Genomic DNA, 21,025 nt, shown 5'->3' with positions numbered 1-21,025 from the left:
CTCAGAGGAATCCCACCAACCTGAGTACGATACCGACGACGGACAGCAGGCCGAGCACCCACGACCCGAGGAGCGTCGCCTGCGACCGCGTCAGTCCGCGCCCCCGCGCGGCGTGGTACGTCCCGTAGAAGAGGTACGCGACGACGACGGTGAGCGTCCCGGCGACGAGGACCGGCCCCGCGGCGTTCGACACGCCCTCGGGGATGGCGCTTCCGCCGACGAAAAGCACCGCCACCGCGCCGAACCCGAGCGCCGCGAGGAGAAACACGAGCGACAGGACCGTCGGGTCGTCGGCCCAGCGGCCAGCGGCGGCTCCGCTCTCGGTATCGCTTCCGCCCGCGCGCCCCGACGAGCCGCCACCGGTCGGCATCGGCACGCTCGTGACGGAGTAGTGTCGCCAGCCGCGGCCGGTCAGGAACACGGTGAGCGCCAGCAGTACGACGCCGAGGACGAACCCGAGGAACAAGCCAGTCTGTGCCATGTGAACACGCCTCGTTTTCTATAACTATTGACGATGATATAAGCGATTCGACCACACAGCGGCCCTCGGGGTCGAGTTCCCGGCGGTCGGCCGCCTCGAACGCGTCGCGACGGCGAAACGTGATTCTTAAGGGTCGCACGAGTCACGTAGCGTGTATGAGCGACGAACAGCAGGCGGAGGCCGAGCAGGTCGATGAAGAGGTCGAGTCCGGTATTCAGGACGGCGACTTCGTCCGCCTCGCGTACACGGTGCGAACGATCGAGGACGGCGACGTCGTCGACACGACGGACAAAGAAGTGGCCGAAGAGGCCGAGATAGACGTCGAGGGCTACGAGTTCGAGCCCCGCGTCGTCATCGTCGGTGCCGGCCACGTCTTCCCCGAGGTCGACGAGGCCCTCATCGGTGCCGAGGCGGGCGACGAGGGTACCGTCGAGATTCCGGCGGTCGACGCCTTCGGCGAGTACGACGAGGACGAGGTGCGCACGGTCAGCGCCAACAAGATCGACGAGGACGACCGCTACCCCGGCGCGCAGGTCACCATCGACGGCGACCAGGGCCGTCTGGAGACCATCATCGGCGGTCGCGCCCGCGTCAACTTCAACCACCCCCTCGCCGGCGAGGACCTCGAATACGAGTACGAAGTGCTCGACCTCGTCGACGACCGCGAGGAGCAGGCCTCCGGCCTCCTCGGGATGTACCTCCAGCAGGCCCCCGAAGTCTGGATTCAGACGGACGAGGTCGAAGAGGAGCAGGTCGTCGAGTCCGACGACGACGAGGACGAAGACGCCGAGCCCGAGACGGAGACCGTCACCGTCGAGAAGGACACGCTCTACATCGAGGCGACGCCGCAGATGACGATGAACCAGCAGTGGATGTTCTCCAAGCAACAGATCGCACAGGACATCATGCAGCGGCTGGACATCGACCGCGTCATCGTGCAGGAGACCATCGAGGGCGGCATGGGCGGCATGGGCGGCCTCGGCGGTATGATGGGCGGCGCGGGCGGCGCCGACATCGAAGAGGCAATCGAGGACGTCGACATCGACGCCGACGAACTCGCCGCGGAACTCGACGCCGACGAAGAGTAAGCGAGTCCGCCGCCCTCGCTCTCCCGGCGAACCGGCGGCTTCTTGATACTCGCCTTCCGACCGCTTCGTAGCCATGGCTTCGCCAGACGACGCCGCGACGGAGCAGTTCCGCGACCTCACTGACGTGAAAGTCGCGCTCGTCGCCGGGCTCTGTACCGTCGCATTGACCCTCTCGCTCGAATACGGCGTCGGCATCGAGGTGCCGTTCGTCTACCGTCTCTCCCCGCTCGCACCGTACTTCGCCTACGTCTTCTCCCGCGGCGCGGCGCTGTCCGCTCGGACGTGGATGGCGCTCACCGCGGTCGTCACGCTCGGCACGTTCGGCTTCTTCGTGTTCTAAACGCCGGCCGGCTCGCCTCCGAAGCGACGCTCAGGCGATGTCGCGGCTGGTGTCGACGGTGACGCGCTCCGCCAGCCGGAGCTTGATGGTCTCGTCGAGCGCCCGCCCCCCGCGGAACTTGGGGACCGCGAGTCGGTTGACGATTTCCGAGCCGTCTATCTTCGTGTCGAGGTCGAACACCACGTCGGCCATGTGCTCGGTCAGGTCGCGGTTGTCGGGAATCGTCTCGCCTTTCAGGCCGTGGAGGACGGTCAGCCCCTGCGTGTTGACCATGTGTGTCTGGAGGTCGTTGAGAAAGCGCCGGTAGCGGGGCGGCTCGCTCCGTTCGAGCACGTCGACCACGTCGATGACGAGGTTCGCGCCCTCCGGGAGGTCGCGGACCAGACTGCTCGCGGCGTCCAGCGGGGCGTCGCCGCCCACGTCGCGCACGGTGGGGTTCCCGGTCGGGACCGGGTTCCGCTCCAGCGCGTCGGTGACCGCCTGCTCGGAGCGAATCGTCGTCAGCCACAGCGTCCCCCGCGTGGTCGTCAGCTCGTGGAGAAACAGTTCAGACTGGCTGGCCGGGTTGGCGGCGAGGAGGACGATGCTCCCCGCGGGAATGCCCCCGCCGAGTTGGCGGTCGAGCACGTCGATTCCCGTCGCCAGTCGAGGCATGCTCACGTGTTAGGCGGTGACTCATATTACTCCTTCCCCGGAATCCTGTCGGCTATTCGACTGTACGCCGCCCGAACTGTCGGACGAGTGAGGACTGGCGACGACTCCTCCGGAACGGTCCCGAGCACCGGTGCGCCCACGAGGTCGGACACCGCCTCGGGGGCCATTCGTGACCGCGAGACGACACATCCGACGACGGGGGTGCCGAGCGCCCGCGCCATCGCGGCCGTCTTCGCGGCGTCGCGGAGCGCCGGCGCGCACAGCGGCGACACGACGACCACGCCGTCGGCGACGCGGAGCGGGACGGCGGCGTCGGGGCCGGCCCCCGCGGGGCAGTCGACGACCGCCCGCCGCTCGTCGTCCGCGGCGGTTCGGAGCCACCGCTCGAAGGCGTCGTCGTCGGTCCCGGTGGGTGCCGGTAGCACCGAGACGGTCGGGTCAGTCGGATGCGACCGGACCGACGGCTCTCGGACGGGTGCGCCCGGCGCGGCGTCCACCGGGCGTTCGACGCCGGCCATCGCGTGGAGGTTCGGCATGTCCCTGTCGGCGTCGACGGCGAGCACCGGGCCGTCGAGCGCGCTCGCCAGTCCGAGGGTCGTGGTGGTCTTCCCGCTTCCGCCCTTGCCGCCCGCGATTGCCAACATAGCCGGGGCTGGCCCCGGCTTGGTACTTGAACCTGCGGCGAAAACGAGTCCGTCGAACCGACCTCAGTCGTGACAACAGCCGCCGGCCTCGCCGCCGAAGTCGACCGACAGCGGCTCCGAGATGGCCTGGTTAATCTTCTCTAACTCGCCGACGAGTTCGGCCTGCGCGAGGAGGTACTCCTCCATCACGGGTTCGGAGTGGAGTTCCTCTTGGGCCGCCTGGACCTTCCGGAGCCCCTCTTGGGTCGCTTCGCCCATCTGCCGGGACACGTTGAACTCCTCGCGGAGCTGATTGAACTCGGTGATGAGTTCCTGCACGTCGTCGTCGGCTTCGACGGCGGCTTTCGCCTCCTCGTAGGCCTCGTACTTCGGATGGTCGGCGATGGCTTCGCCGAGTTCGCGCCCGAGTTCTTCGAGCCGCGTCGTCTGCGTGCTCATAGCCGCGCGTTGGGGTGCGAGCGGTTTCAACCTGCCGAACGGGGAAGGATGAGTGATTCCGCTGGGGGCTCAGACGTGGGCTTCGACGAACGCGACCACGTCCTGTAGCTCGTCCGGGCCGACGCCGTGGGGCGCGCCGTAGACGTTCGCGGTCACGTCCGCGCCGAGTTCGCGGAGTCGCTCGGCCGCGCGTTCGACCCGCGAGGCCGGGATTATCTGGTCCATCGACCCGCCGCCGACGAACACCGGCTTGCCGGCGATGCCCTCGGGTTCGAGGTCGGCGTGCGAGTCCGCGAGGTAGCCGTGGAGCGCGACGACCCACGCGTAGTCGTCGGGGTCGTCGAGGAGGAGCGAGAGGCTGGTAATCGCGCCTTGACTGAAGCCGAGGAGACCGATTCGGTCGGGGTCGATGTCGTACGCCTCGACCGCGCCGGCGACGGCCTCGCGGACGAGGGTCCGCGAGCGCTCGAACTGCTCGGCGTGCGGTTGGCTCTGGTGGAGTCCGCCCTCCGAGAGGTCGAGTTCGTACCACGTGTAGCCGCCCTGCAGGCGGTCGGGCGCGCGGAGGCTCACGACGTGGACGTGGTCGGGGAACTCCCGTGCGATAGACAGGAGGTCCTGTTCGTTCGAGCCGCGACCGTGGAGCAGGACGACGGCGGGAGCCGGTCCGTCGGTCGGCTCCGACGGTTCGACGTGGACGTGTTCGAGCGGGATGTCGGACATGGACGGCGGTAGGCCGCCGCGAGCCTTGAATCCCCGAGTGACGGGAGGGTAACCGGGTGACTCCGTCGCCGACGCCAACCGAGTCGGACCCGCGTGCGGGTGTGTGACGCCCATTCGTGGGGAAGCGCGGTGGTTAAACGGCTCCGTCCGCAACGATGGGGCAATGAGCCAGGACGCCTCCTCGGAGGGAGACCTTCGAAACACCGGGATGTCGCTGAAGCACGACCGGGAGTGGGACTACGAACTCGAACGAATCGTCGAAGCCGTCGAAGAGCGCGACGCCAAGCGCGTCGGCCTCCAGTTCCCCGAGGGACTGAAGCGCCGCGGCCCGGCCGTCGCCGACGACCTCCGACAGCTCTGCGACGACGACGTGACGTTCATGCTCTCCGGCCAGCCGTGTTACGGCGCGTGCGACCTCGACACCTACCTCATGCGCCGGACCGACGTGTTCGTCCACTTCGGCCACTCGCCGATGAAGGAGTCGGACAAGATCATCTACGTCCCGCTTTTCTCCAACGTCGACCCCTTCCCCATCATGGAGGACGCGCTCGACGACATCGAGGGCGACGAGGTCGGCCTCGTCACCACCGCCCAGCACATGAACCGCTTCGAGGAGATGTGCGACTGGCTCGAAGAGCGCGGCTACACCGTCCAGACGCGCAAGGGCGACGACCGCCTCACCTACGAGGGACAGGTTCTCGGCTGTAACTACGCCTCCGCGGACATCCCGGCCGACGACGTGCTCTACGTCGGCGGCGGCAAGTTCCACCCGCTCGGCCTCGCGATGGAACACCCCGACAAGAACGTCGTCATCGCCGACCCCGTCAACAACGTCGTCACCATCGCCGACACGCGGAAGTTCATGAAACAGCGCTACGCGTCGGTCCACAAGGCGATGGACGCCGAGAAGTGGGGCGTCATCTTCTGTACGAAAATCGGGCAGGGACGCATGGAAATCGCCGAGGAGATTCTCGAAGACAACGACAACGCCTACCTCCTCACGATGGACGAGGTGACGCCGGACCGCCTCCGCAACTTCGACATGGACGCGTTCGTCAACACCGGCTGTCCGCGCATCACGACCGACGACGGCCCGCGGTTCCACAAGCCGATGCTGACGCCGCAGGAGTACCGCATCGCCGTCGGCGACGAACCCCTCGACGCTCTCGAATTCGACACCTTCCACGGTACCTGGTAAGCCGGGACGCTCCACGACGCCGGTGAACGACCGCGCGCGCCGCCGCCGCGTGTCACGTCCTGTCTCGATTCTCTCGTCGCGCCTCGTTTCGAATATGTCCTCTTTCCTTACAGTCCGTCCAGAATACCTATACGGGTCGCCCGTTCACGGACACGTATGGTCCCTCCACGAACACGAACTGCCCTCCTGAGCCTGCTCGGCGTCCTCGCGCTCGCGGGGACCGCCGCCGCGCAGAACTTCGAATCCGCACCGCAGATTTCGCCGGTGTTCCGCGCCGGTGGAAGCTTCCTCGTCGACCTCGTCGTCGGCGGCATCCTCGTCGCCGCGGCCCCGGCGTACACCAGAGACGCCATCGCCGAGATTCGGGACGACCCCGGCGGGTCGTTCCTCTGGGGCCTCGGCATCGGCATCGGCGGCCTCATAGTCCTCGTCCTCCTCGCAATCACCATCATCGGCCTCCTCGTGGCGATTCCGGGCTTCCTCGCGTTCATCCTCCTCAGCATCGTCGGGGGCGCGGTTTCGACCGTCCTCCTCGGCTCGCTCGTGACTGGCACCGCCTCCAGCGGGTCGCCCTCGCTGGGCGTCTCGCTCGTGGTTGGCGCGCTCGTCGCGGCGGTCCTGTCGCTCGTCCCCGTCGCCGGCGGCGTCATCCTGTTCGTCGTCGACACGCTCGGACTCGGCGTCGTCGGTCGCAACCTCATCCGGTCGTGGGTCTGACGCCGCGCCGGCGCTTCTGACAGGCGGCTCCCACGAGCCACCACAACATTCAGGGTACAGGTAGCGAATTGGTCAGACAGATGCCGACGACCCACCTCTCCGTCCTCGGACTCGACGTGCAGCGGGTCGTCACCCCGCTCGAAGCCGCCGACGTCGACGCAGACCGGGTTCGGCTGGTCCGCGACGAGGCCGACCCCGAGCAGGGTCGCGACCCGGACGACTGCGCGCCCGGCGCGCCGCGAGCGAGCGCCCGCGCCGCGAAAGCCGTCTCCGAACGGCTCGCGGGCCGGGAGACGCTCGACGAAGCGCGGCTCCCCTTCACCGCCTCCTTCGAGGAACTGTACGCCGCGACGGCCGACCTGCTCCGCGAGGCCGCCGCGGACGGCGACGTGCGGGTGAACCTCGCCGGCGCGCCGCCGCAGGTCGCCGCCGCCTTCTACGCCGCGCGAACCGCCCTCGTCGACGGCGGCGAACTCGGCCGCGGCACCGTCTCGCTCCTGACGATTCCCGCGACCGAGCGCCCCGACCTCGACGCCATCGACGACCTCCGGACGCTCGTCGCCGACGTCGAGGCCGCGTCCGACGCGTTCGCCGAGTTCCGGCGCGTCGCCGACGGCCCCGCGGCCGCGGCCGTCGCTCGGCCGCTCCGCATTGCCCTGTCGGACCTGCGCGACGCGCTCGCCGAGGCCAGCGGCGAGTCGCGCCCGTCCCGTCCGAACTCCCGCGTCCGCCGCCCCGCGGGCGCTCGCGGAGCGCGCTCCGGCGGCGACTCGCCGCTCGGCGCGATGAGTTCCTACGTCGGCCGCGCCCGCGAACAACTGGCCGACCTCGTCGAGTCGGAGGCCCCCCGCCCGGACCCAGAAGACACGCGCGACCCGAACGCGGTCCTCGACGCGCTCGACGAGTGGCTCGACACCGAGAGCCGCCTGCTCGCGTCGGTCGAAGACGACCCCCACGAACTGGTTGCGCGCTTCCGGACGAGCTGTGAGGCGCGCTTCGGGAAGTTCGAAGACCGGGCGACCATCGAGCTGTTCGAGTCGCTCGACCGCTTCGAGGCGCACCTCGACGCCTATCTGGACGCCCGGTCGCAACTCTCGGCCGCCGCCGGCCCGGTCGCCGAGCGGACGGCCGACCTCTCCGAGCGGGCCACGGCGGCCGCGACGACCCTCTCCGAACTCGACGACTCCGGCCCGGCGACCGGCGAGTCGGCCCTCGAACTCGACGCCCACGCGCTCTCACCGTTAGGCGATCTCGAAGCGGCGGTGCTGTCCGTCCTCGCCACGGGGCCGCCGCGCTCTCGCCCGCGGGCGCGCCGCGCGGTCGCCGCCGAACTCCGCGAGCGCGCCGAACACCACGGCATCGTCGCCGGCGCGCGCGACGAGGAGACGTGGTCGGCGTTCGATTCGTTCTGCGTGGGCGTCGCTCGCGATAGCGTGACCGGCGACCGCTTCGAAAAGCGGCTCTCGAACGCGCTCGCCCCGCGGCTCGACGTGGCCGTCGAGGGACTCGCCGCGAACGGGTTCGTCGCGACGCGCGAGCGCGAGCGCGGTCGCGACGCGCTCGAACCGACGGACGCGGGCCGGCTGTGGGCGTCGACGACCGACTGGGAGTCGTTCCGCGAGACCGTCGTCGACGACCTGCTCCGCGACTGCGTCGAGCGCGACGAGGGCGTCGCCGACGCGTAGCACAGAACGGCCCGAAAGAACTGGATTCTCAGACCGCGTCTTCGACGAACGCGACGGCCGCTTCCGGCGAGTCGCACGGCTTGAACCCGTCCAGCGAGCCGACCTGTTGAGTTCTGATTCCGGCCGTCGGGCGGTCGAAGACGTTGGCGTAGCCGATTTCGGAGAGCGTCCCGCCGCCGCCGTCGACGGCGATGACCGCGTCGCCGTTCATCGCGACGAGCGCGTTTCTCGCGTGGCCGAGCCCGGTCGCGATGGCCACGTCGACGTAGGGGTTCGCCTCGTCGCGGTCCTCGCCCGGCAGGACGCCGATGGTCGTGCCGCCGGCGTCCTTCGCGCCGCGACAGGCCGCTTCCATGACGCCGCCGAGGCCGCCGCAGACGACCGTGTGGCCGCGCTGGGCGAGCAGGCGACCCAGGTCTTCCGCGATGGTCTCGACCGGGGCGGGGACGACGCTCCCGCCGACGACGCTCACGCGCACGGCGGGACCTCCCCTCGGCGTTCGCGGATGTCACTGGCGGTGTCGGTGTCGATGTCGACTCGGGGTTCGTCGATACCGCGGCTAACGTCCGTGCTCATGTGGTATCGGACCGCGTCGAAGAAGATAAGTGCGGGGCCGCGTCGCCCGACCGGAGTCGGACTAGTGTTTTCGGTCGCGTCAGAACTCGTCCGTTCGCCGCGAGCCGTCGTCCAGCGGGGAGACCGCCTCCCACGCACCGCACGCGCGCATCGTCCGAGCCATCGAAGAGAAGTTCGCCGTTTGCTTGTGAGTTCCTGACATGGTGAATAATAGCATGAGGTTGCACATTAAATATCTTGTCCGAGTACCACCTTATACACCACATATGTCCTCAAACTATTTCGAACCTTAGTCGATTCTATCGCAAATTTCACGTAATTGTTGTAGATTTCACGTTCGAACCCGTCCGTGCGGCGGGGAGTACGGCACGGAGAGCGGGAGGGCGTGAGGGCGCGAGTGCGGAACGCCCGCGGCGAGTCAACGGGAGAGCGCAACGCTTAGTCCCCCCGCGTGAGGACACGTCTCTATGACAGTCAGCGACTGGAGCGACTGGCTCCCGCGCGCGGTCGAGGCGGCCGACCCCGAGACGGTGGCCATCTGGTATCTTGGATGCAACGGGTTCGTCATCAAGGGTAGCGAGGGGACGACGGTGTTCGTCGACCCGTACGTCGGCATCGGCGACCCGCCGCGGACGGTCCGCATGATTCCCGTCCCGTTCGACCCCGAGGACGTGACCGAGGCCGACGCGATTCTCGCCACGCACGAGCACACCGACCACGTCCACGGCCCGAGTCAAGCGCCCATCCTCGAAAATACGGGCGCGACGTTCGTCGCCCCCGACGACTCGCTTTCGGTCGCCTACGACGACGAGGCGTGGTTCGACGACTACGACCTCTCCGAGGACCAGTTCGAGGAGGTCACGGAGGGCGACAGCGTCGACGTCGGCGAGTTCACGGTCCACGTCGAACCCGCCTACGACCCCGATGCGAGCCATCCGGTCGCCTACGTCTTCGAACACGAGTCGGGCACGTTCATCCACGGCGGCGACACCAAGCCCGCCGAGGAGTTCGCCGACATCGGCGACCGCTACGACCTCGACCTCGGCATCCTCGCGTTCGGCACCGTCGGCAACATCCCCGACAAGGAGACGGGCGAACCGGTCCGCACGAAGTGGTACAACGACGAGAACCAGATTATCGAGGCCGCGAGCGACCTCGACCTCGACCGCCTCGTCCCGACCCACTGGGACATGTGGAAGGGGCTGACCTCCGACCCGAAGGTACTGCACCACCACGCCAAGAGCTTCGAGGCCCCGCGCTCGCTCGAACTCGTCGAAATCGGCGACCGCGTCGACCTCTGAGGTCGCTCCCGAGCCGATTTCGGGGGCGGCCGTCCCCGCGACGGTCGTCGACGGCTGACAGTCACCGCACCGAAACCGTCGAATCGAGAGACGGCGGCGAGGCGACTTCGCGGCCCCGGTTGTTTTATAATGGATGTCGGGAAAGTGGCGGCCATGAGCCGCGAGTCCGAAGGGGTTACATCGGTTTCCGACGGCGAGGTCACGGTCGAAAAGACCTTCGCCGCCGACGAGTTTCCCGTTCCCGCCATCAAGTTCGTCATCAGTTCGACGCGAGACGAGGCGACCCGAATCCGGGTCATCGACCGCATCCCGGAGTCGTTCCCGATGGAGAGCGTCGGGTTCCACCCCGACTTCGAGAGCGACAACTGGACGGCCTACAAGGACCACCGCGTCGAGTACGAGCGGACGCTCGACCCCGGCGAGGAACTCGTGACGGTCTACGGAATCCGCATCACCGACGGCCACGACGAGACGGATTTCCTCGAAGAGCCGACGCTCGAACGCATCCCGGTGGACGGCGGCATCGACCCCGACGACATCGACGACATCCTCGGCGAAGACCGCAGTCAAATCGTCCGGGACGTGCTCGCGGGCAACCGCGACCCGCCCCGCGACGAGTCGTCCGACGCCGACGCGGACCGAGAGGACGAAGGGGAAGTCGTCCTCGACGCGCCCGCGGACGCCGATTCTGAGGCCGAAGCAACCGTTGCCGCCGAGACGGACGCGGCCGCGACCGCCGACGCGGGAGCCCGCGGCGACGAGCCGAGCGACGGCGACCTCGCGGCCGCCTTCGGTGGCGGAGACGACGAGGACGGAGAATCCGACGCGACGCCCGACGCTGACGCGTCCGGGGCCCAGACGGCCGACGACGACGAGTCGGTCCCTGCGCCCTCGCCCGACGCCGACGTGCTCGGCGACGACGGGGAAGCCGACGACGACCCCGCCGAGCCGACCGGCCCGCGCGCGGTCGCCACCGACACCGCGCCAGCCGTGACCGCGCACCTCGAACAGCCAGATGTCGATACCGAGGTCGAGACTGAAGTCGCCGAAGACGCCGATGTCGAAGCCGACGCCGAGTCGTCGGCCGGCGAATCGGGTGTGGACGACGACACGACTCCGGCCGGAAGCGCGCCCGCGACCGACGCGGGCCGCCTCGTCGGCGCGCTCGCCGCCGAGATTCGGTCCGGCGCGGCCGACGAGGAGGACATCGAAGTCCTGCGCGAGGCGGTCGACGCCGAGACGCGCCGGAGCACCGACGTGCGCATCCGCCGCCTTCAGTCGCAGATGGAGGACCTCGCGGCGTACTCCGACGCGCTCGCGGAGTTCATCGACGAGGAGGGGACCGGGAGCGAACTCGTCTCTGAGTTCCGCGCCGAGATGACCGCGTTCCGCGAGGACCTCGACGCCCTCGACTCGATGGTCGACGGCGCGGTCGAGTCGGTCGACGACGCGACCTCTCGGCTCGACGCGGCCGAGGAGACCATCGCCGCAGTCGACGAGCGCTCCGACCGCGTCGCCACCCGAGTCGCGGACGCCGAAGGTCGCCTCGACGACCACGACGGCCGGCTCGAAGGCCTCGCGTCCGACCTCGAAACCGCGGACGGTACGCTCGACGACCACCACGGCTGGCTCGAATCCCACAACGAGCAGTTCGAGGCCGTCGAGGGCCGCCTCGACGACCACGACGGTCGGTTCGAGGACCACGACGAGCGGCTCGAAACCGCCTCGCGGAACATCGACGCCGGCTCCGCGCGCCTCGACAGCGTCGAGGAGACGCTCGCCAAGCGCGAGGAGGAACTCGTGACGGTCCGCGAGCGCCTCGACGACATCTCCGGTCGGCTCGACGAGACGGTCGACCGGCTCGAAGGGGCCGAAAACAGCGCCGCGGAAGCGACCGAGCAGGCCTCGACGCTCCACGCCGAAGTCGGCGACATCCGCGAGGACATCGCCGACCTCGACGGGGACATCGTGGAGACGCGCGAAGCCCTCGACGAGCGCCTCGCAGACGTTCAAGCGAGCGTCGAAGACGCCGCGGCCGACGAGGAAATCGACGCCCTGCGCGACGACATCCGGGAGCTGAACGACACCGTCGCCGAACTCGAAACCTTCCGCGAGCGCCTCGCGGGAGCCTTCGGAACCGGTATGGGCGGCGGCCCGGCCGCCGGCGGCGATGGCGGCGACGGCGACGCGGAGTAGCCCGACCGCGGCACGCTTCCGAGAGACGTTTTCCCGAAGCGCAACCTGTTTAGCGGGCCGTCCCGACGTTCCGATGATGACAGAGACGGTGCGCGTCGCTGTTCCGCGAAAGGGTCGCCCCCTCGAAGCGGTGCTCGAACGGTTCGCCACGACCGAGAGCATCGCCGAGGTGGCGGACGAAATCACCTCGACACTCCGATACGAGAAGTCGGTCACGAAGGGCCATACCCAGCCGGAACATGACGTGTACGAGCGACTCGCGGACTACAGCGACCTCTCGGACCCGGCCGCGCCGGAGTACACGCTCCTGCGCGACGACCGAGACGGCATGCCGCGGCGCATCGTCTTCGACAGCGTCGTCCTCGAAATCGACGGGGTGGACATCCACCTCGTCGGGCGCGAGGAACCGTTCCGCGCCCTGCGGACCCACGAGTTCGGCCTCGGCTTCGACAGCGCCGACCTCGTGCTCGAAGAGGTCGTGAAGCTCCGCCCCGAGGGCCTCGGGAGTATCGAGGACGTGAACGCCCGCATCGACCCGATGGACACCGACGTTCGGGTCGTCTCCGGCCTCGGCGACACGGTCTATCACACGCTCATGGCCGACCCCGAACTCCTCCCGCCGGGCTCCGAACTCGACCGCGACTTCGTCGCGAACTACGCGGGCGACCTGTGTATCTCGCCGCGCTACGAGCGCCTCGTGGAGGCGGTCCTCGGCACGCGGTGTCTCGACGACGTGACGTTCGCGTACCCGGACGACGCGCCCGAAGAGGAGGCCGCAATCGCGGAAACCGGTCTCGGAGTCTACCTCACGATGACTGGGTCGACCGCGCGCGAACACGGCCTCGTCCTCGGCGAACACCTGTTCCCGAGCGAGACGGTCCTGATGGAGAACGTCGCGGAGGCGACGCCGGCCGCGGAGACGGTCAAACGGGCCATCGCGTCGCCCGAGTTGGAGACCGAACTGAAGGTCTAACTGCTGGTCGACGCCCTACGTCGACGACTCGTTTTTCGGTTCCGCGTCGCCGCAGAACATCAGCGTCGAGAGCGTCCGCGACTCGAAGCCGCCGTCGTCGGTGAGCGAGACGGTCGTGCTCGACGCGTTGCAGTCGAACTGCGACTGTTCGACGGTGACCGTCTCGGTCGCCTCCTCGCCCGACTCGCTCCGCCGAGCGACGCGAAGCGTGACCTCGCGGGCCTCGGTCAAAGACGCCCCGACTCGCGCGCCGGGTTCGAGGCGGTACGTGCCGCCGAACGCCACCGCGCCCGCGGGCGTCTCGTAGGCGAACTCGACGACTGCGGCCGCGTCGGTCGGATTCGAGACGGCGAGGCCGTGGGGCTTCGTGGACTCGGTCGGGAGCGACCCGTCGCCGAGCGCGACCGTGACCGCGTCGTCTGCCGCGACCACGCGGGGTCCGCAGGCCATCTGCGTCGACCCGCCGGAGACCGAGACACCGCCGTCACCGGGTGAGAACGCGGTCCACGAGCGGTTACAGTCGAAGTCGTCGGGCCCGACCGAGTCGGTCGCCGCGGCGTCCGAGTCGATGTCGGTGACCGTCACGTCGTAGTCGGCGGGGACCCGAAGCGAGACGGTCACCGTCGCGTCGCGGGCGAGTTCGTAGGTCTCTACGTGCCCCGCCCCGAGCGGGCGCGAGACGTCGATGCGGGCGGTCCACGGCTCGTCGGTCGGGTTTTCGAGGCGGACGTGGTGCGGTTTCAGCACCCCGTCGTCGCTGGCGGGTCCGTCGCCGACGACGGTCGTGAGGCGTTCGCCGGTCGCGACCGAGACGGCTTCGACCGGTTCGGGCGTCGGCGTCGGGTCGGAGGTCGATTCAGTCGTCGAGTCTCCGTCGTCAGAGCCGTCGGAGCCGTCGCCGGCACTCGCGGTACAGCCAGTCAGCGCCGCCGCGAGGCCGGTTCCGGCCGCGGCGAGGAGGGTTCGTCGTTGCACAGCTATCCCAACGAGTCGGGGTCACTTCCCCCTGTGTGTGGCTCAAACGCGCGTTTGAGTCCAGACCGCGCCGAGGCTCACGAGGACGGCGAGGACGACGCCGACGAGGAACGCGAGCGCGCCGGGACCGGCGAGGAAGGCGGAGACGAACTCCGCGACGCCCGGTTCGGGGACGGGAGCGGCCGGAGCCGGCGCGGCGTACCTGACCTGCGGCTGTCGCGCGGTCCACAGCGCCTGCACGGCGACGCTTCCGACCAGCGTGACACCGACGCCGGTGACGAGCGTCCGAAGGCCCGACGAGAGCTTCGATTCGGTTCGCTCCGCGCCCGCGAAGAGAACGACGGCGGAGCGGGTCGGGCCGTAGACGGTCATCTCGCGGCCCTGCGCGGAGACCCACGTCGCCACGGGCTCTATCAACTCGGCGTCGACCAGTCGCTCGACGTGGTAGCCGACGGTCTGGAGCGTCGTGTCGAGTGTGTCGGCCAGTTCGGAGGCGGGGCGCGGGTCGTCGTAGACGGCGGCGAGGAGCCGCCTCGCGGTGGCCGACGAGAGCGCCGACAGGACCTCGTCCGCGTCGTCGTCGTCGAGTTCGACGAGAAGCGGCGTCAGGGCCCGGTCTCGAACCGATGCGGCGGCGGGTTTCAGCGGGAGCAACGAACTCACGGTCTCGGCCGACGTTCTCGCTTCGCCGATAAAGAGGCCGGTATGAGTCAAGCGCCCGTTTGAGCCTCGCTCTATTGGACACGACGAACGTCTGTGTGGATTAGTACATGCTGGCGACACGGCGATGGCCGCTCGCGGGGTAGTACGACCGTGAACCAGAGTCGAACGAATTCCACGGAGGAACAAGTATGAACGGCGATGCGGTCCGATACGAGAGCGACCACTTCAAGGCGACCGCCGGCTACGGCGCCCGAAAGCGGAACCTGCAACTCGTCTTCTTCGACGCGCAGTACCCCGAACCGGAAGCGACGGCCGACGACCACCAGTCGGTCGAGAGCCAGACCATGAGCGCGCTCGAACGCGTCGAAGCGGCCGTCGAACGCTCGGGGCTCGACTTGGACGACGTGCTCCGAACCACGGTCTACACGACGGACCTCGACCGAATCGACGCCATCGAGTCGGCCTACGACGCCTACTTCGCCGCCCGCCGGCCGGCGATGACCGTCGTCGGCGTCTCCGAACTCCCGAACGACGCCGCCGTCCAAATCGAGGCGACGGGCGTCAAGCGATAGGTCGCTCACCCACAAATTCGATATAGCGAGATACAGTTTACAAGTCGCGTTTCGAACAGCGAGCGCGCTCCTCAGCGGAGCGAGTAAATGTTCGATTCGTACGTTTCGCGCACTCTGTCGCCCCAGTTGTGGGTGTACGTGTCGATGATATCGCCGGCAACGTCGCCGCGGAGGTACTTGACGATGCCGCGGTCGCCGGTGCGGTCCCGGAGGTGGGTCGTAAAGAAGTGCCTGAAGTAGTGCGGCGTGACGTTTTCCTCGCGGTCGCCGCCCGCCCGGTACCAGCCGGCGGCGGCGGCGTGAGCGGTGACGACGTGGTGGACGGCGTCGGGGTCCAGTCGCTGACCCCACCCCGAGGCGGTACCGACGAAAAGCGGTTCGGCCGGAGACGGCGAATCGGGCCGAACCGCCAGCCAGCGAAGCAGAACGTCTTCCAGTTCGTCGTCGACGGGGACGACCGTCGACCGCTTCCGCTTGTTCGAGGCGGTTCGCTCCTCGCCGTTGGTGATGCTCCCGACGCTCGGGTCGGCGGCGACGTACATCGACGGCCCGCGACCGTCGAGCGCGGCGCGGGTCGATACACCGGCCAATGGTGTATCCGCCGCCAGCGACACGTCTCGAAGGTCGAGGTTGCACAGTTCGCCGACGCGCATCCCGGTCTTGAGGAGGGTGACCACCAGCGCGTGGTCCAGCGGATGGGCGATTTCGCGGACGAACCCCCGCATCTGCGGGACCGAGAGCTCCCGTCGGGCGGGGTTGGTGTCGATGCGCTCGTCCATCTCCTCCATCACGAGGCTCATCGGGTTGGAGTCGAACGCGCCGACCTGCGCCATGTAGGCGTAAAACCGATGGAGGTAGGAGGCGTACGTCGCCACCGTGCTCGGCGCGACATCCCGGTTTCGCAGGGTGTGTATCCACGCCATGCAGTCGCGGTGGGTCGCGTCGTCGACCGAACGGGCGGTCCCGGAGGGGTTCCGCGAGGGGTCGCCGAGGAACGACTCGAACGCCCGGAGGACGCGCTCGTAGGCGGCGCGGGTCCGGTCGGTCTTCCCGTGATAGGTCATATCCTGTAGGAAGTAGCCGACCGGGTCCTCCGCGTCGGCGGGTCGCTCAGCGGCCATCGCGCTCCGCCAGCGTGTAGCCGCCGTGTCGCCCGCTGTACACGACTCGGCCCCTCGATTGCAACTTCTGAAGCGTCGATTCGAGGCGGTCTTCGATGTCGTCGGTCAGCGCCGCGACGAGGTCGTCCCACGACCGGTGCGAATCGGTCGCGAGCGCCTCGACGATTCGAGCCTCGAACTCACCGTTATTTTCGCTCCCACCGTCCTGATTTGAACCGTCGTTCTGGAGCCCCGTTTCCACCCCTTCGACCCCGGGGGTTGTGGTCGCTTCATCGCCTCTCGGAGGGACATCGAAATCGCGCCGACCGGCCTGTACCATGGTTCTGACAAATTCGCTCTGACTCATCCCGAGTCGGTCCGCGTGGTCCTTCCAGATGGCCTTCTGGTGGGCCGGGAGGTAGGTTTGCACCGTCGCGCGGTCGACCTCATCGCTCATGAACGGGTCGACACGGGGATCGATATTCAATCTACCGGCACAGTTCAGAATAAGAGAAGTTATCCTGAGCAGTACATGCAGATTTTCGGCGGCTAAATACGCTTATCCTGAATACTGCAATCGTGTTTTCGGTAGTTTACATGCACTATTCAGGATAATAAATTCTCCCGGAGAACGCCGATTTCGGGCGTTTCGAGCGAATCTGAGAATCGGCCAGTATTCTGTTGCTTCTAGTAGGTTGATTTTGCACAGTACCGTCTCTTTTCTGTGACGACAACCAATTTTTGGATGGCACTTCTCTCGTCATTTACCCTCCGAGTAGCGCATGGAAGAACCACTTACACGGGTTTCGTTATTTCATCCCCGATTTTACTGAACTATTATACAATCTGGATGCGGTGGTTCTGCCTCTGTTTTATTACCTCTACTGTAAATGGAATTATTCCGAATATATCTTCTGCCTATTTTCTCAGAAATATACTCGCGGGGCGACGCGCCATTCGTGTTCTCTCGAACGACTATATTTCAACTAGAGCGAAACCGGTATTTTCACCGATTATATCCGATATTTTCCTGTGAATATATGTCGTCGGACGGGACTTCTTTTTGAACTGATTTCGTCTGTCATTATGTGGGTGTTATCTCGAAGAACTCCAGTGAGTGTTGTCTGATTCGAACACGCAACCGCTCGGGTGACGCCGTTTCGAACCCACTCGAAGACGAACCCAACCGAGGTCCTTGCCGGCTCGATTCGGTCTCTTTTGACGCCTTCACAGCCCTCGTCTTCGCGGTGAGCACAGTAACACGGGCATGGTCTCATCTCAGGTGAAGCGGCGCTCAAGCGCGCTGTGGCCGTCCTGATGGGGTCGCGTGAATCCGGGGTTTCGGCTCTCGCTCACGGCCGGATTCGACGACTCGCTCGTCCTGCGGCGACGACCCGTTCGAGCGAACCATCTCTCGGCTGGTGACTCGGTCGAGCGGACCGCCCCGAATCTCGAATGCGACGCCGCACTCCGTCTGCACAACCGAGTCGTGGCCGTGCCCCCCAACTACCTGTGCTTCCGACTGCGATACGAACCACCCGAGACGCGAGCGCGACGTGGCTGTCGCTTGCGGCGTTGACGGCCGACACTATCGACTCTTTGAACTCCGATTTTCCGCGTTAGCTCGACTCAATCGCTGATTCTCCGAGCGTTTCGGTCTCTGTCGGCTTGCCCGACTGTCCGATTCGAGACTTGTATACCGCATATCGCTATACACAATCTCGGTTCTCGGGCTCGACCGAGTTCGGAAATTCGAGGTCCTGTCGAACCCAGCCGATTCGCGTCAAAGTCGCCGAGACGGTCGAACGCCGGCGATTTCACCCGACGCGCTACGCCTCGACTCGCTCTATCAGTTCGGGGCCGTCGTTGGCGGGGCTGTTCACCCGCGTCGAGACGGGGTAGGCCGCGAGTTCGTCGTCGGGGTAGGTGTCGAGGAGCGCCGCCGCCTCGTCGGGGTCGCCGTGGAGCCACGTCTCTTCTTCCTCGGGGTCGAGGACGACGGCCATCCGGTGATGGAGCTCGGAGATGAGGTCGTTCGGCTCGGTCGTGACGACGGTGAACGTCTCAAGCGGCTCCTGTTCGCGCGAGGGGCCGCCGCTTCCGAAGTCGCCGAGACCGGTCTGTTTCGTCGATGGCGTCCACCGCTCCCAGAGGCCGGCCATGGCGAACGGGCGGTCATCCTCGAAGGCGACGCGGTAGGGCTGTTTTCGCCCGCCGCGGTCGACCCACTCGTAGAAGCCGTCCGAGGGAACGAGACACCGGCGGGCCTCGTAGGCGTCGGCGAAACTCCGCTTCTCCCGGACGGTCTCCGCGCGGGCGTTGATTCGGTCGTTGCCGACGCTGGCGCTGTCGGCCCACGAGGGGACGAGCCCCCACTTGAGGAAGCGGAACTCGTCGTCCGCTTCGTTGGTCACGACCGGGAGTTCCTGGCCGGGCGCGCAGTTGTACCGCGCCGAAAGCGGGCGCGTCGGCGTCGCGTCGAACCGCGTTTCGAGTTCCTCGGGCGGGGTAAACAGCGTGTAGCGGCCGCACATATCTCCGGCTTCGCGCCCTGCGGGTAAAACGCCCGCGGCGGGGACGCCGGACGCGTGTCGTCGCCGCAGACGACGCATTTAGGGTCGCCGACGCCCCCCTGTCGGACATGCGAATCGAGAACAGCTTCATCCCCGTCCGCGGCGTGGGCGAGCGGACGGAGCGGAACCTCTGGCGGGCCGGGTCGACCCACTGGGACGAGTTCGACGCCTCGCTCGTCGGCGCGAAGACGGGCGACCGAATCGAGACGTTCATCGCCGACGCCGCCGCCCACCTCGACGACGGTAACTCGCGGTTCTTCGACGACTGTTTCCCCTCGGGCGAGCGCTGGCGACTGTACGAGAACTTCCGCGACGAGACGTGCTTTTTCGACATCGAGACGACCGGCCTCTCGCCCGAGCGCGACTCGGTGACGACCGTCTCGTTCTATCAGGACGGCGAGACGACGACGCTCGTCACCGGCGAGGACCTGACCGCCGACGCCCTCCGCGAGCAGTTCGTCGACGCGAAACTCATCGCGACGTTCAACGGCGCGCGCTTCGACGTGCCGTTTCTCGAATCCTCGTTCGACGTCTCCATCGACGTGCCGCACGTCGACCTCATGTATCCGTGCCGGACGCTCGACCTCACCGGCGGGCTGAAGCAAATCGAGAAGGACGTCGGCATCGACCGCGACCGCCCCGACATCTCCGGGCGCGACGCCGTCCGCCTCTGGCACGAGTACGAACGCGGCGACCAGTCGTCGCTCGACACGCTCGTCTCGTACAACCGCGAGGACGCGGTCAACCTCGAACGCCTCATGGAGACCGTCACCGGCCGCCTCCACGACCGCGCCTGCGAGGGTCTCGACGCGGACCTCGGCTGAATCCCGAACTCGCCTGAATCGGTCGCCGAGCCGTGTTCGCGCTCGCGGTCGGGCGACGAGCCAACCCGATCGAGCGTGCCGGAACCCCGCGCTTTTTTCATCCCCCGAAGCGACCCGCCGCACATGACCGACGACCCCGACGCCGACCCCGAGGCGGACGACCCCGCCGATTCGACCCCGCCGTCCGACGACGCGGCCGAGGCGACCGAGACGACCGACGGCGATGAGCCAGTCGATGCCGACGCGGCCGTCGAAGCGGCGGACGGCGGCACCGACGAGCGCGACAACGGCAACGGCAACGGCAACGGCGACGAGACCGTCCCGCACGTCGAACTCGACCTCTACGAACTCTCCGTCCGCGTCAGCGGGCAGTCCAGCGACGAACTCGGCGACGTGGAGGCGTCGGCGACCCGCCTCATGGACTACCTCGTCGACCACGCCAAAGAGCTGGAAGACCAGCCCGACTCCCGCGGACTGAGCTAACGTCGGACCCGAACCGCCCCGGTTTTGGCAAACCTAAACGCTCAAGAGCGGCCGTCGACAACCCCGTCCAATGACCGAGTTCACCTTCGACGACCTCGCGGTCGTGATGGGGACGTACAACGAAGAGCAGGCTATCGGGTCCGTGTTGGCCGACATCGACCGGATTACCGACGGGCGCGCCGAGGTCGTCTGTGTGGACGGCTCCGACGACCGAACGCCCGAAATCGCCCGGAAGATGGGCGCGCGCGTCATCGAACAGGAGCCGCAGGGGTACGGCGTCGCGGTCGAGGCCGCGGTGCTCGCGCCCGACCGCCCGGTCGTCGTCACGACCGACTGCGACGACACCTATCCGATGGAGTATCTCCCGAAGTTCCTCGACCTCATCAACGACGGCTACGACGTGGTCTCCGGCGACCGAATCACGACGGGCGCGGAGACGATGCCCCGGCTCAACCGCGCGGGGAACGTCGCGTTCGCTCGCCTCGCAAGTTTCCTCATGGGCGCGACCGTCCACGACACGACCACCGGGATGCGGGCGTACCGCCGCGAACTCCTCCACGACATCGAGTGGACGGAGAACACGGGGCTGTCCGCCGAACTCCTCATCCGCCCCGCGATGCGCGGCTACAGCATCGCCGAGGTTCCCATCCCCTACCGCGAGCGCGCGGGCGAGACGAAACTCGACCCCTTCGCCGGCGGCGCGGCCATCGGGAAGTCCATCGTCAAAGTCTGTCTGGAAGAACGGCTTCGGTTCTGAGTTCGCGCGGCGGGCGCGCGTGGTTCGAGAGCGATACGTGGGAGAAACGGACGTTCCGGTCGGT

At 67.5% G+C, this 21,025-nt stretch carries 24 protein-coding genes; 12 read left to right on the top strand and 12 right to left on the bottom strand.

Going from position 1 to position 21,025, the window contains the following annotated elements; translation table 11 throughout:
• Position 1 precedes the first annotated feature (1 nt).
• Positions 2–481 carry a hypothetical protein gene (locus C441_RS06585; protein WP_007274411.1) on the bottom strand — a complete coding sequence of 160 codons (480 nt, stop codon included), beginning with the start codon at positions 479–481 and terminating at the stop codon, positions 2–4.
• Between the two features lie 155 nt (positions 482–636).
• Here C441_RS06585 and C441_RS06580 point away from each other — a divergent pair, with 155 nt between their 5' ends.
• Both C441_RS06580 and C441_RS06575 read left to right on the top strand, forming a co-directional pair.
• Complete coding sequence (locus C441_RS06580; RefSeq protein ID WP_007274410.1) at positions 637–1,569, top strand: FKBP-type peptidyl-prolyl cis-trans isomerase; 933 nt, start codon at positions 637–639, stop codon at positions 1,567–1,569.
• Between the two features lie 73 nt (positions 1,570–1,642).
• Complete coding sequence (locus tag C441_RS06575) at positions 1,643–1,909, top strand: hypothetical protein (protein ID WP_007274409.1); 267 nt, start codon at positions 1,643–1,645, stop codon at positions 1,907–1,909.
• A gap of 30 nt (positions 1,910–1,939) precedes the next feature.
• Here C441_RS06575 and C441_RS06570 read toward each other — a convergent pair whose 3' ends face one another.
• From C441_RS06570 to C441_RS06555, 4 genes are all read right to left on the bottom strand, one after another.
• Positions 1,940–2,563 (bottom strand): RAD55 family ATPase, encoded by a 624-nt coding sequence (locus tag C441_RS06570; RefSeq protein ID WP_049920484.1) that lies wholly within the window; start codon positions 2,561–2,563, stop codon positions 1,940–1,942.
• Between the two features lie 26 nt (positions 2,564–2,589).
• Entirely contained in the window at positions 2,590–3,207 is a 618-nt protein-coding gene (locus tag C441_RS06565; RefSeq protein WP_004970618.1) for a MinD/ParA family ATP-binding protein, read from the bottom strand.
• Between the two features lie 63 nt (positions 3,208–3,270).
• A complete protein-coding gene (locus tag C441_RS06560) occupies positions 3,271–3,645 on the bottom strand; it encodes a YlbF family regulator (RefSeq protein WP_004970619.1) in 375 nt (124 codons plus the stop codon).
• Positions 3,646–3,714: 69 nt separating this feature from the next.
• Positions 3,715–4,368: an alpha/beta hydrolase gene (locus C441_RS06555; RefSeq protein WP_007274407.1), complete on the bottom strand. Its 654-nt coding sequence runs from the start codon at positions 4,366–4,368 to the stop codon at positions 3,715–3,717.
• 163 nt (positions 4,369–4,531) lie between these two features.
• On the opposite strand from C441_RS06555, the gene dph2 reads away from it, so the two are divergent.
• From dph2 to C441_RS06540, 3 genes are all read left to right on the top strand, one after another.
• Positions 4,532–5,566, top strand: a complete 1,035-nt coding sequence (dph2, locus tag C441_RS06550; RefSeq protein WP_007274406.1) for a diphthamide biosynthesis enzyme Dph2 — start codon at positions 4,532–4,534, stop codon at positions 5,564–5,566.
• A gap of 156 nt (positions 5,567–5,722) precedes the next feature.
• The gene (locus tag C441_RS06545) at positions 5,723–6,283 is read left to right on the top strand and encodes a hypothetical protein (RefSeq protein ID WP_007274405.1); all 561 of its coding nucleotides are present in this window, start codon (positions 5,723–5,725) and stop codon (positions 6,281–6,283) included.
• Between the two features lie 80 nt (positions 6,284–6,363).
• Positions 6,364–7,968 (top strand): hypothetical protein, encoded by a 1,605-nt coding sequence (locus C441_RS06540; protein ID WP_007274404.1) that lies wholly within the window; start codon positions 6,364–6,366, stop codon positions 7,966–7,968.
• 28 nt (positions 7,969–7,996) lie between these two features.
• Here the strand turns inward: C441_RS06540 and C441_RS06535 are convergent, their stop codons facing one another.
• Together C441_RS06535 and C441_RS20500 are read right to left on the bottom strand one after the other, a co-directional pair.
• Positions 7,997–8,446 (bottom strand): TIGR00725 family protein, encoded by a 450-nt coding sequence (locus tag C441_RS06535; protein WP_007274403.1) that lies wholly within the window; start codon positions 8,444–8,446, stop codon positions 7,997–7,999.
• A gap of 177 nt (positions 8,447–8,623) precedes the next feature.
• On the bottom strand, positions 8,624–8,746 hold the full coding sequence (locus C441_RS20500; protein ID WP_268237526.1) for a hypothetical protein: 123 nt from the start codon (positions 8,744–8,746) through the stop codon (positions 8,624–8,626).
• A gap of 265 nt (positions 8,747–9,011) precedes the next feature.
• Here C441_RS20500 and C441_RS06530 point away from each other — a divergent pair, with 265 nt between their 5' ends.
• The 3 genes from C441_RS06530 to C441_RS06520 all read left to right on the top strand — a co-directional run bounded on the left by C441_RS06530 (position 9,012) and on the right by C441_RS06520 (position 13,014).
• Positions 9,012–9,845 (top strand): MBL fold metallo-hydrolase, encoded by an 834-nt coding sequence (locus C441_RS06530; RefSeq protein ID WP_007274401.1) that lies wholly within the window; start codon positions 9,012–9,014, stop codon positions 9,843–9,845.
• 153 nt (positions 9,846–9,998) lie between these two features.
• On the top strand, positions 9,999–12,041 hold the full coding sequence (locus C441_RS06525; protein WP_007274400.1) for a hypothetical protein: 2,043 nt from the start codon (positions 9,999–10,001) through the stop codon (positions 12,039–12,041).
• A 76-nt stretch (positions 12,042–12,117) separates the two neighbouring features.
• Positions 12,118–13,014 carry a hypothetical protein gene (locus C441_RS06520; RefSeq protein ID WP_007274399.1) on the top strand — a complete coding sequence of 299 codons (897 nt, stop codon included), beginning with the start codon at positions 12,118–12,120 and terminating at the stop codon, positions 13,012–13,014.
• Between the two features lie 15 nt (positions 13,015–13,029).
• On the opposite strand, the gene C441_RS06515 is transcribed toward C441_RS06520, so the two are convergent.
• Both C441_RS06515 and C441_RS06510 read right to left on the bottom strand, forming a co-directional pair.
• Complete coding sequence (locus C441_RS06515) at positions 13,030–13,989, bottom strand: hypothetical protein (protein WP_007274398.1); 960 nt, start codon at positions 13,987–13,989, stop codon at positions 13,030–13,032.
• A gap of 42 nt (positions 13,990–14,031) precedes the next feature.
• The gene (locus tag C441_RS06510; RefSeq protein ID WP_049920483.1) at positions 14,032–14,652 is read right to left on the bottom strand and encodes an ArsR/SmtB family transcription factor; all 621 of its coding nucleotides are present in this window, start codon (positions 14,650–14,652) and stop codon (positions 14,032–14,034) included.
• Between the two features lie 188 nt (positions 14,653–14,840).
• Between C441_RS06510 and C441_RS06505 the strand changes: the two genes are divergently transcribed.
• On the top strand, positions 14,841–15,224 hold the full coding sequence (locus C441_RS06505) for a RidA family protein (protein WP_004970631.1): 384 nt from the start codon (positions 14,841–14,843) through the stop codon (positions 15,222–15,224).
• Positions 15,225–15,295: 71 nt separating this feature from the next.
• Here C441_RS06505 and C441_RS06500 read toward each other — a convergent pair whose 3' ends face one another.
• The 3 genes from C441_RS06500 to C441_RS06490 form a co-directional block, all read right to left on the bottom strand.
• Positions 15,296–16,345: a tyrosine-type recombinase/integrase gene (locus tag C441_RS06500; RefSeq protein WP_007274396.1), complete on the bottom strand. Its 1,050-nt coding sequence runs from the start codon at positions 16,343–16,345 to the stop codon at positions 15,296–15,298.
• Positions 16,335–16,781 carry a DUF5805 domain-containing protein gene (locus C441_RS06495; protein ID WP_007274395.1) on the bottom strand — a complete coding sequence of 149 codons (447 nt, stop codon included), beginning with the start codon at positions 16,779–16,781 and terminating at the stop codon, positions 16,335–16,337. The genes C441_RS06500 and C441_RS06495 overlap by 11 nt, the downstream gene beginning before the upstream one ends.
• A 1,372-nt stretch (positions 16,782–18,153) precedes the next feature.
• Positions 18,154–18,858: an SOS response-associated peptidase gene (locus C441_RS06490; protein ID WP_007274394.1), complete on the bottom strand. Its 705-nt coding sequence runs from the start codon at positions 18,856–18,858 to the stop codon at positions 18,154–18,156.
• Between the two features lie 107 nt (positions 18,859–18,965).
• On the opposite strand from C441_RS06490, the gene C441_RS06485 reads away from it, so the two are divergent.
• The 3 genes from C441_RS06485 to C441_RS06475 all read left to right on the top strand — a co-directional run bounded on the left by C441_RS06485 (position 18,966) and on the right by C441_RS06475 (position 20,961).
• Positions 18,966–19,721 carry a ribonuclease H-like domain-containing protein gene (locus C441_RS06485; RefSeq protein ID WP_007274393.1) on the top strand — a complete coding sequence of 252 codons (756 nt, stop codon included), beginning with the start codon at positions 18,966–18,968 and terminating at the stop codon, positions 19,719–19,721.
• Between the two features lie 123 nt (positions 19,722–19,844).
• Entirely contained in the window at positions 19,845–20,204 is a 360-nt protein-coding gene (locus tag C441_RS06480) for a hypothetical protein (RefSeq protein ID WP_007274392.1), read from the top strand.
• 70 nt (positions 20,205–20,274) lie between these two features.
• On the top strand, positions 20,275–20,961 hold the full coding sequence (locus C441_RS06475; protein ID WP_007274391.1) for a dolichyl-phosphate hexose transferase: 687 nt from the start codon (positions 20,275–20,277) through the stop codon (positions 20,959–20,961).
• Positions 20,962–21,025: the final 64 nt, after the last annotated feature.

The sequence above is a fragment of the Haloferax sulfurifontis ATCC BAA-897 genome (genome assembly GCF_000337835.1).
Taxonomy (GTDB): Archaea; Halobacteriota; Halobacteria; order Halobacteriales; family Haloferacaceae; genus Haloferax; species Haloferax denitrificans.
This window is presented reverse-complemented; position numbering and strand designations above follow the sequence as displayed.

Bases quoted from the DNA above. Each gene is read 5' to 3' on its own strand.
- C441_RS06585 (WP_007274411.1), bottom strand. From the start codon at position 481: ATGGCACAGACTGGCTTGTTCCTCGGGTTCGTCCTCGGCGTCGTACTG.
- C441_RS06580 (WP_007274410.1), top strand. From the start codon at position 637: ATGAGCGACGAACAGCAGGCGGAGGCCGAGCAGGTCGATGAAGAGGTC.
- C441_RS06575 (WP_007274409.1), top strand. From the start codon at position 1,643: ATGGCTTCGCCAGACGACGCCGCGACGGAGCAGTTCCGCGACCTCACT.
- C441_RS06570 (WP_049920484.1), bottom strand. From the start codon at position 2,563: ATGCCTCGACTGGCGACGGGAATCGACGTGCTCGACCGCCAACTCGGC.
- C441_RS06565 (WP_004970618.1), bottom strand. From the start codon at position 3,207: ATGTTGGCAATCGCGGGCGGCAAGGGCGGAAGCGGGAAGACCACCACG.
- C441_RS06560 (WP_004970619.1), bottom strand. From the start codon at position 3,645: ATGAGCACGCAGACGACGCGGCTCGAAGAACTCGGGCGCGAACTCGGC.
- C441_RS06555 (WP_007274407.1), bottom strand. From the start codon at position 4,368: ATGTCCGACATCCCGCTCGAACACGTCCACGTCGAACCGTCGGAGCCG.
- dph2 (WP_007274406.1), top strand. From the start codon at position 4,532: ATGAGCCAGGACGCCTCCTCGGAGGGAGACCTTCGAAACACCGGGATG.
- C441_RS06545 (WP_007274405.1), top strand. From the start codon at position 5,723: ATGGTCCCTCCACGAACACGAACTGCCCTCCTGAGCCTGCTCGGCGTC.
- C441_RS06540 (WP_007274404.1), top strand. From the start codon at position 6,364: ATGCCGACGACCCACCTCTCCGTCCTCGGACTCGACGTGCAGCGGGTC.
- C441_RS20500 (WP_268237526.1), bottom strand. From the start codon at position 8,746: ATGTCAGGAACTCACAAGCAAACGGCGAACTTCTCTTCGATGGCTCGG.
- C441_RS06530 (WP_007274401.1), top strand. From the start codon at position 9,012: ATGACAGTCAGCGACTGGAGCGACTGGCTCCCGCGCGCGGTCGAGGCG.
- C441_RS06525 (WP_007274400.1), top strand. From the start codon at position 9,999: ATGAGCCGCGAGTCCGAAGGGGTTACATCGGTTTCCGACGGCGAGGTC.
- C441_RS06520 (WP_007274399.1), top strand. From the start codon at position 12,118: ATGACAGAGACGGTGCGCGTCGCTGTTCCGCGAAAGGGTCGCCCCCTC.
- C441_RS06505 (WP_004970631.1), top strand. From the start codon at position 14,841: ATGAACGGCGATGCGGTCCGATACGAGAGCGACCACTTCAAGGCGACC.
- C441_RS06500 (WP_007274396.1), bottom strand. From the start codon at position 16,345: ATGGCCGCTGAGCGACCCGCCGACGCGGAGGACCCGGTCGGCTACTTC.
- C441_RS06495 (WP_007274395.1), bottom strand. From the start codon at position 16,781: ATGAGCGATGAGGTCGACCGCGCGACGGTGCAAACCTACCTCCCGGCC.
- C441_RS06490 (WP_007274394.1), bottom strand. From the start codon at position 18,858: ATGTGCGGCCGCTACACGCTGTTTACCCCGCCCGAGGAACTCGAAACG.
- C441_RS06485 (WP_007274393.1), top strand. From the start codon at position 18,966: ATGCGAATCGAGAACAGCTTCATCCCCGTCCGCGGCGTGGGCGAGCGG.
- C441_RS06480 (WP_007274392.1), top strand. From the start codon at position 19,845: ATGACCGACGACCCCGACGCCGACCCCGAGGCGGACGACCCCGCCGAT.
- C441_RS06475 (WP_007274391.1), top strand. From the start codon at position 20,275: ATGACCGAGTTCACCTTCGACGACCTCGCGGTCGTGATGGGGACGTAC.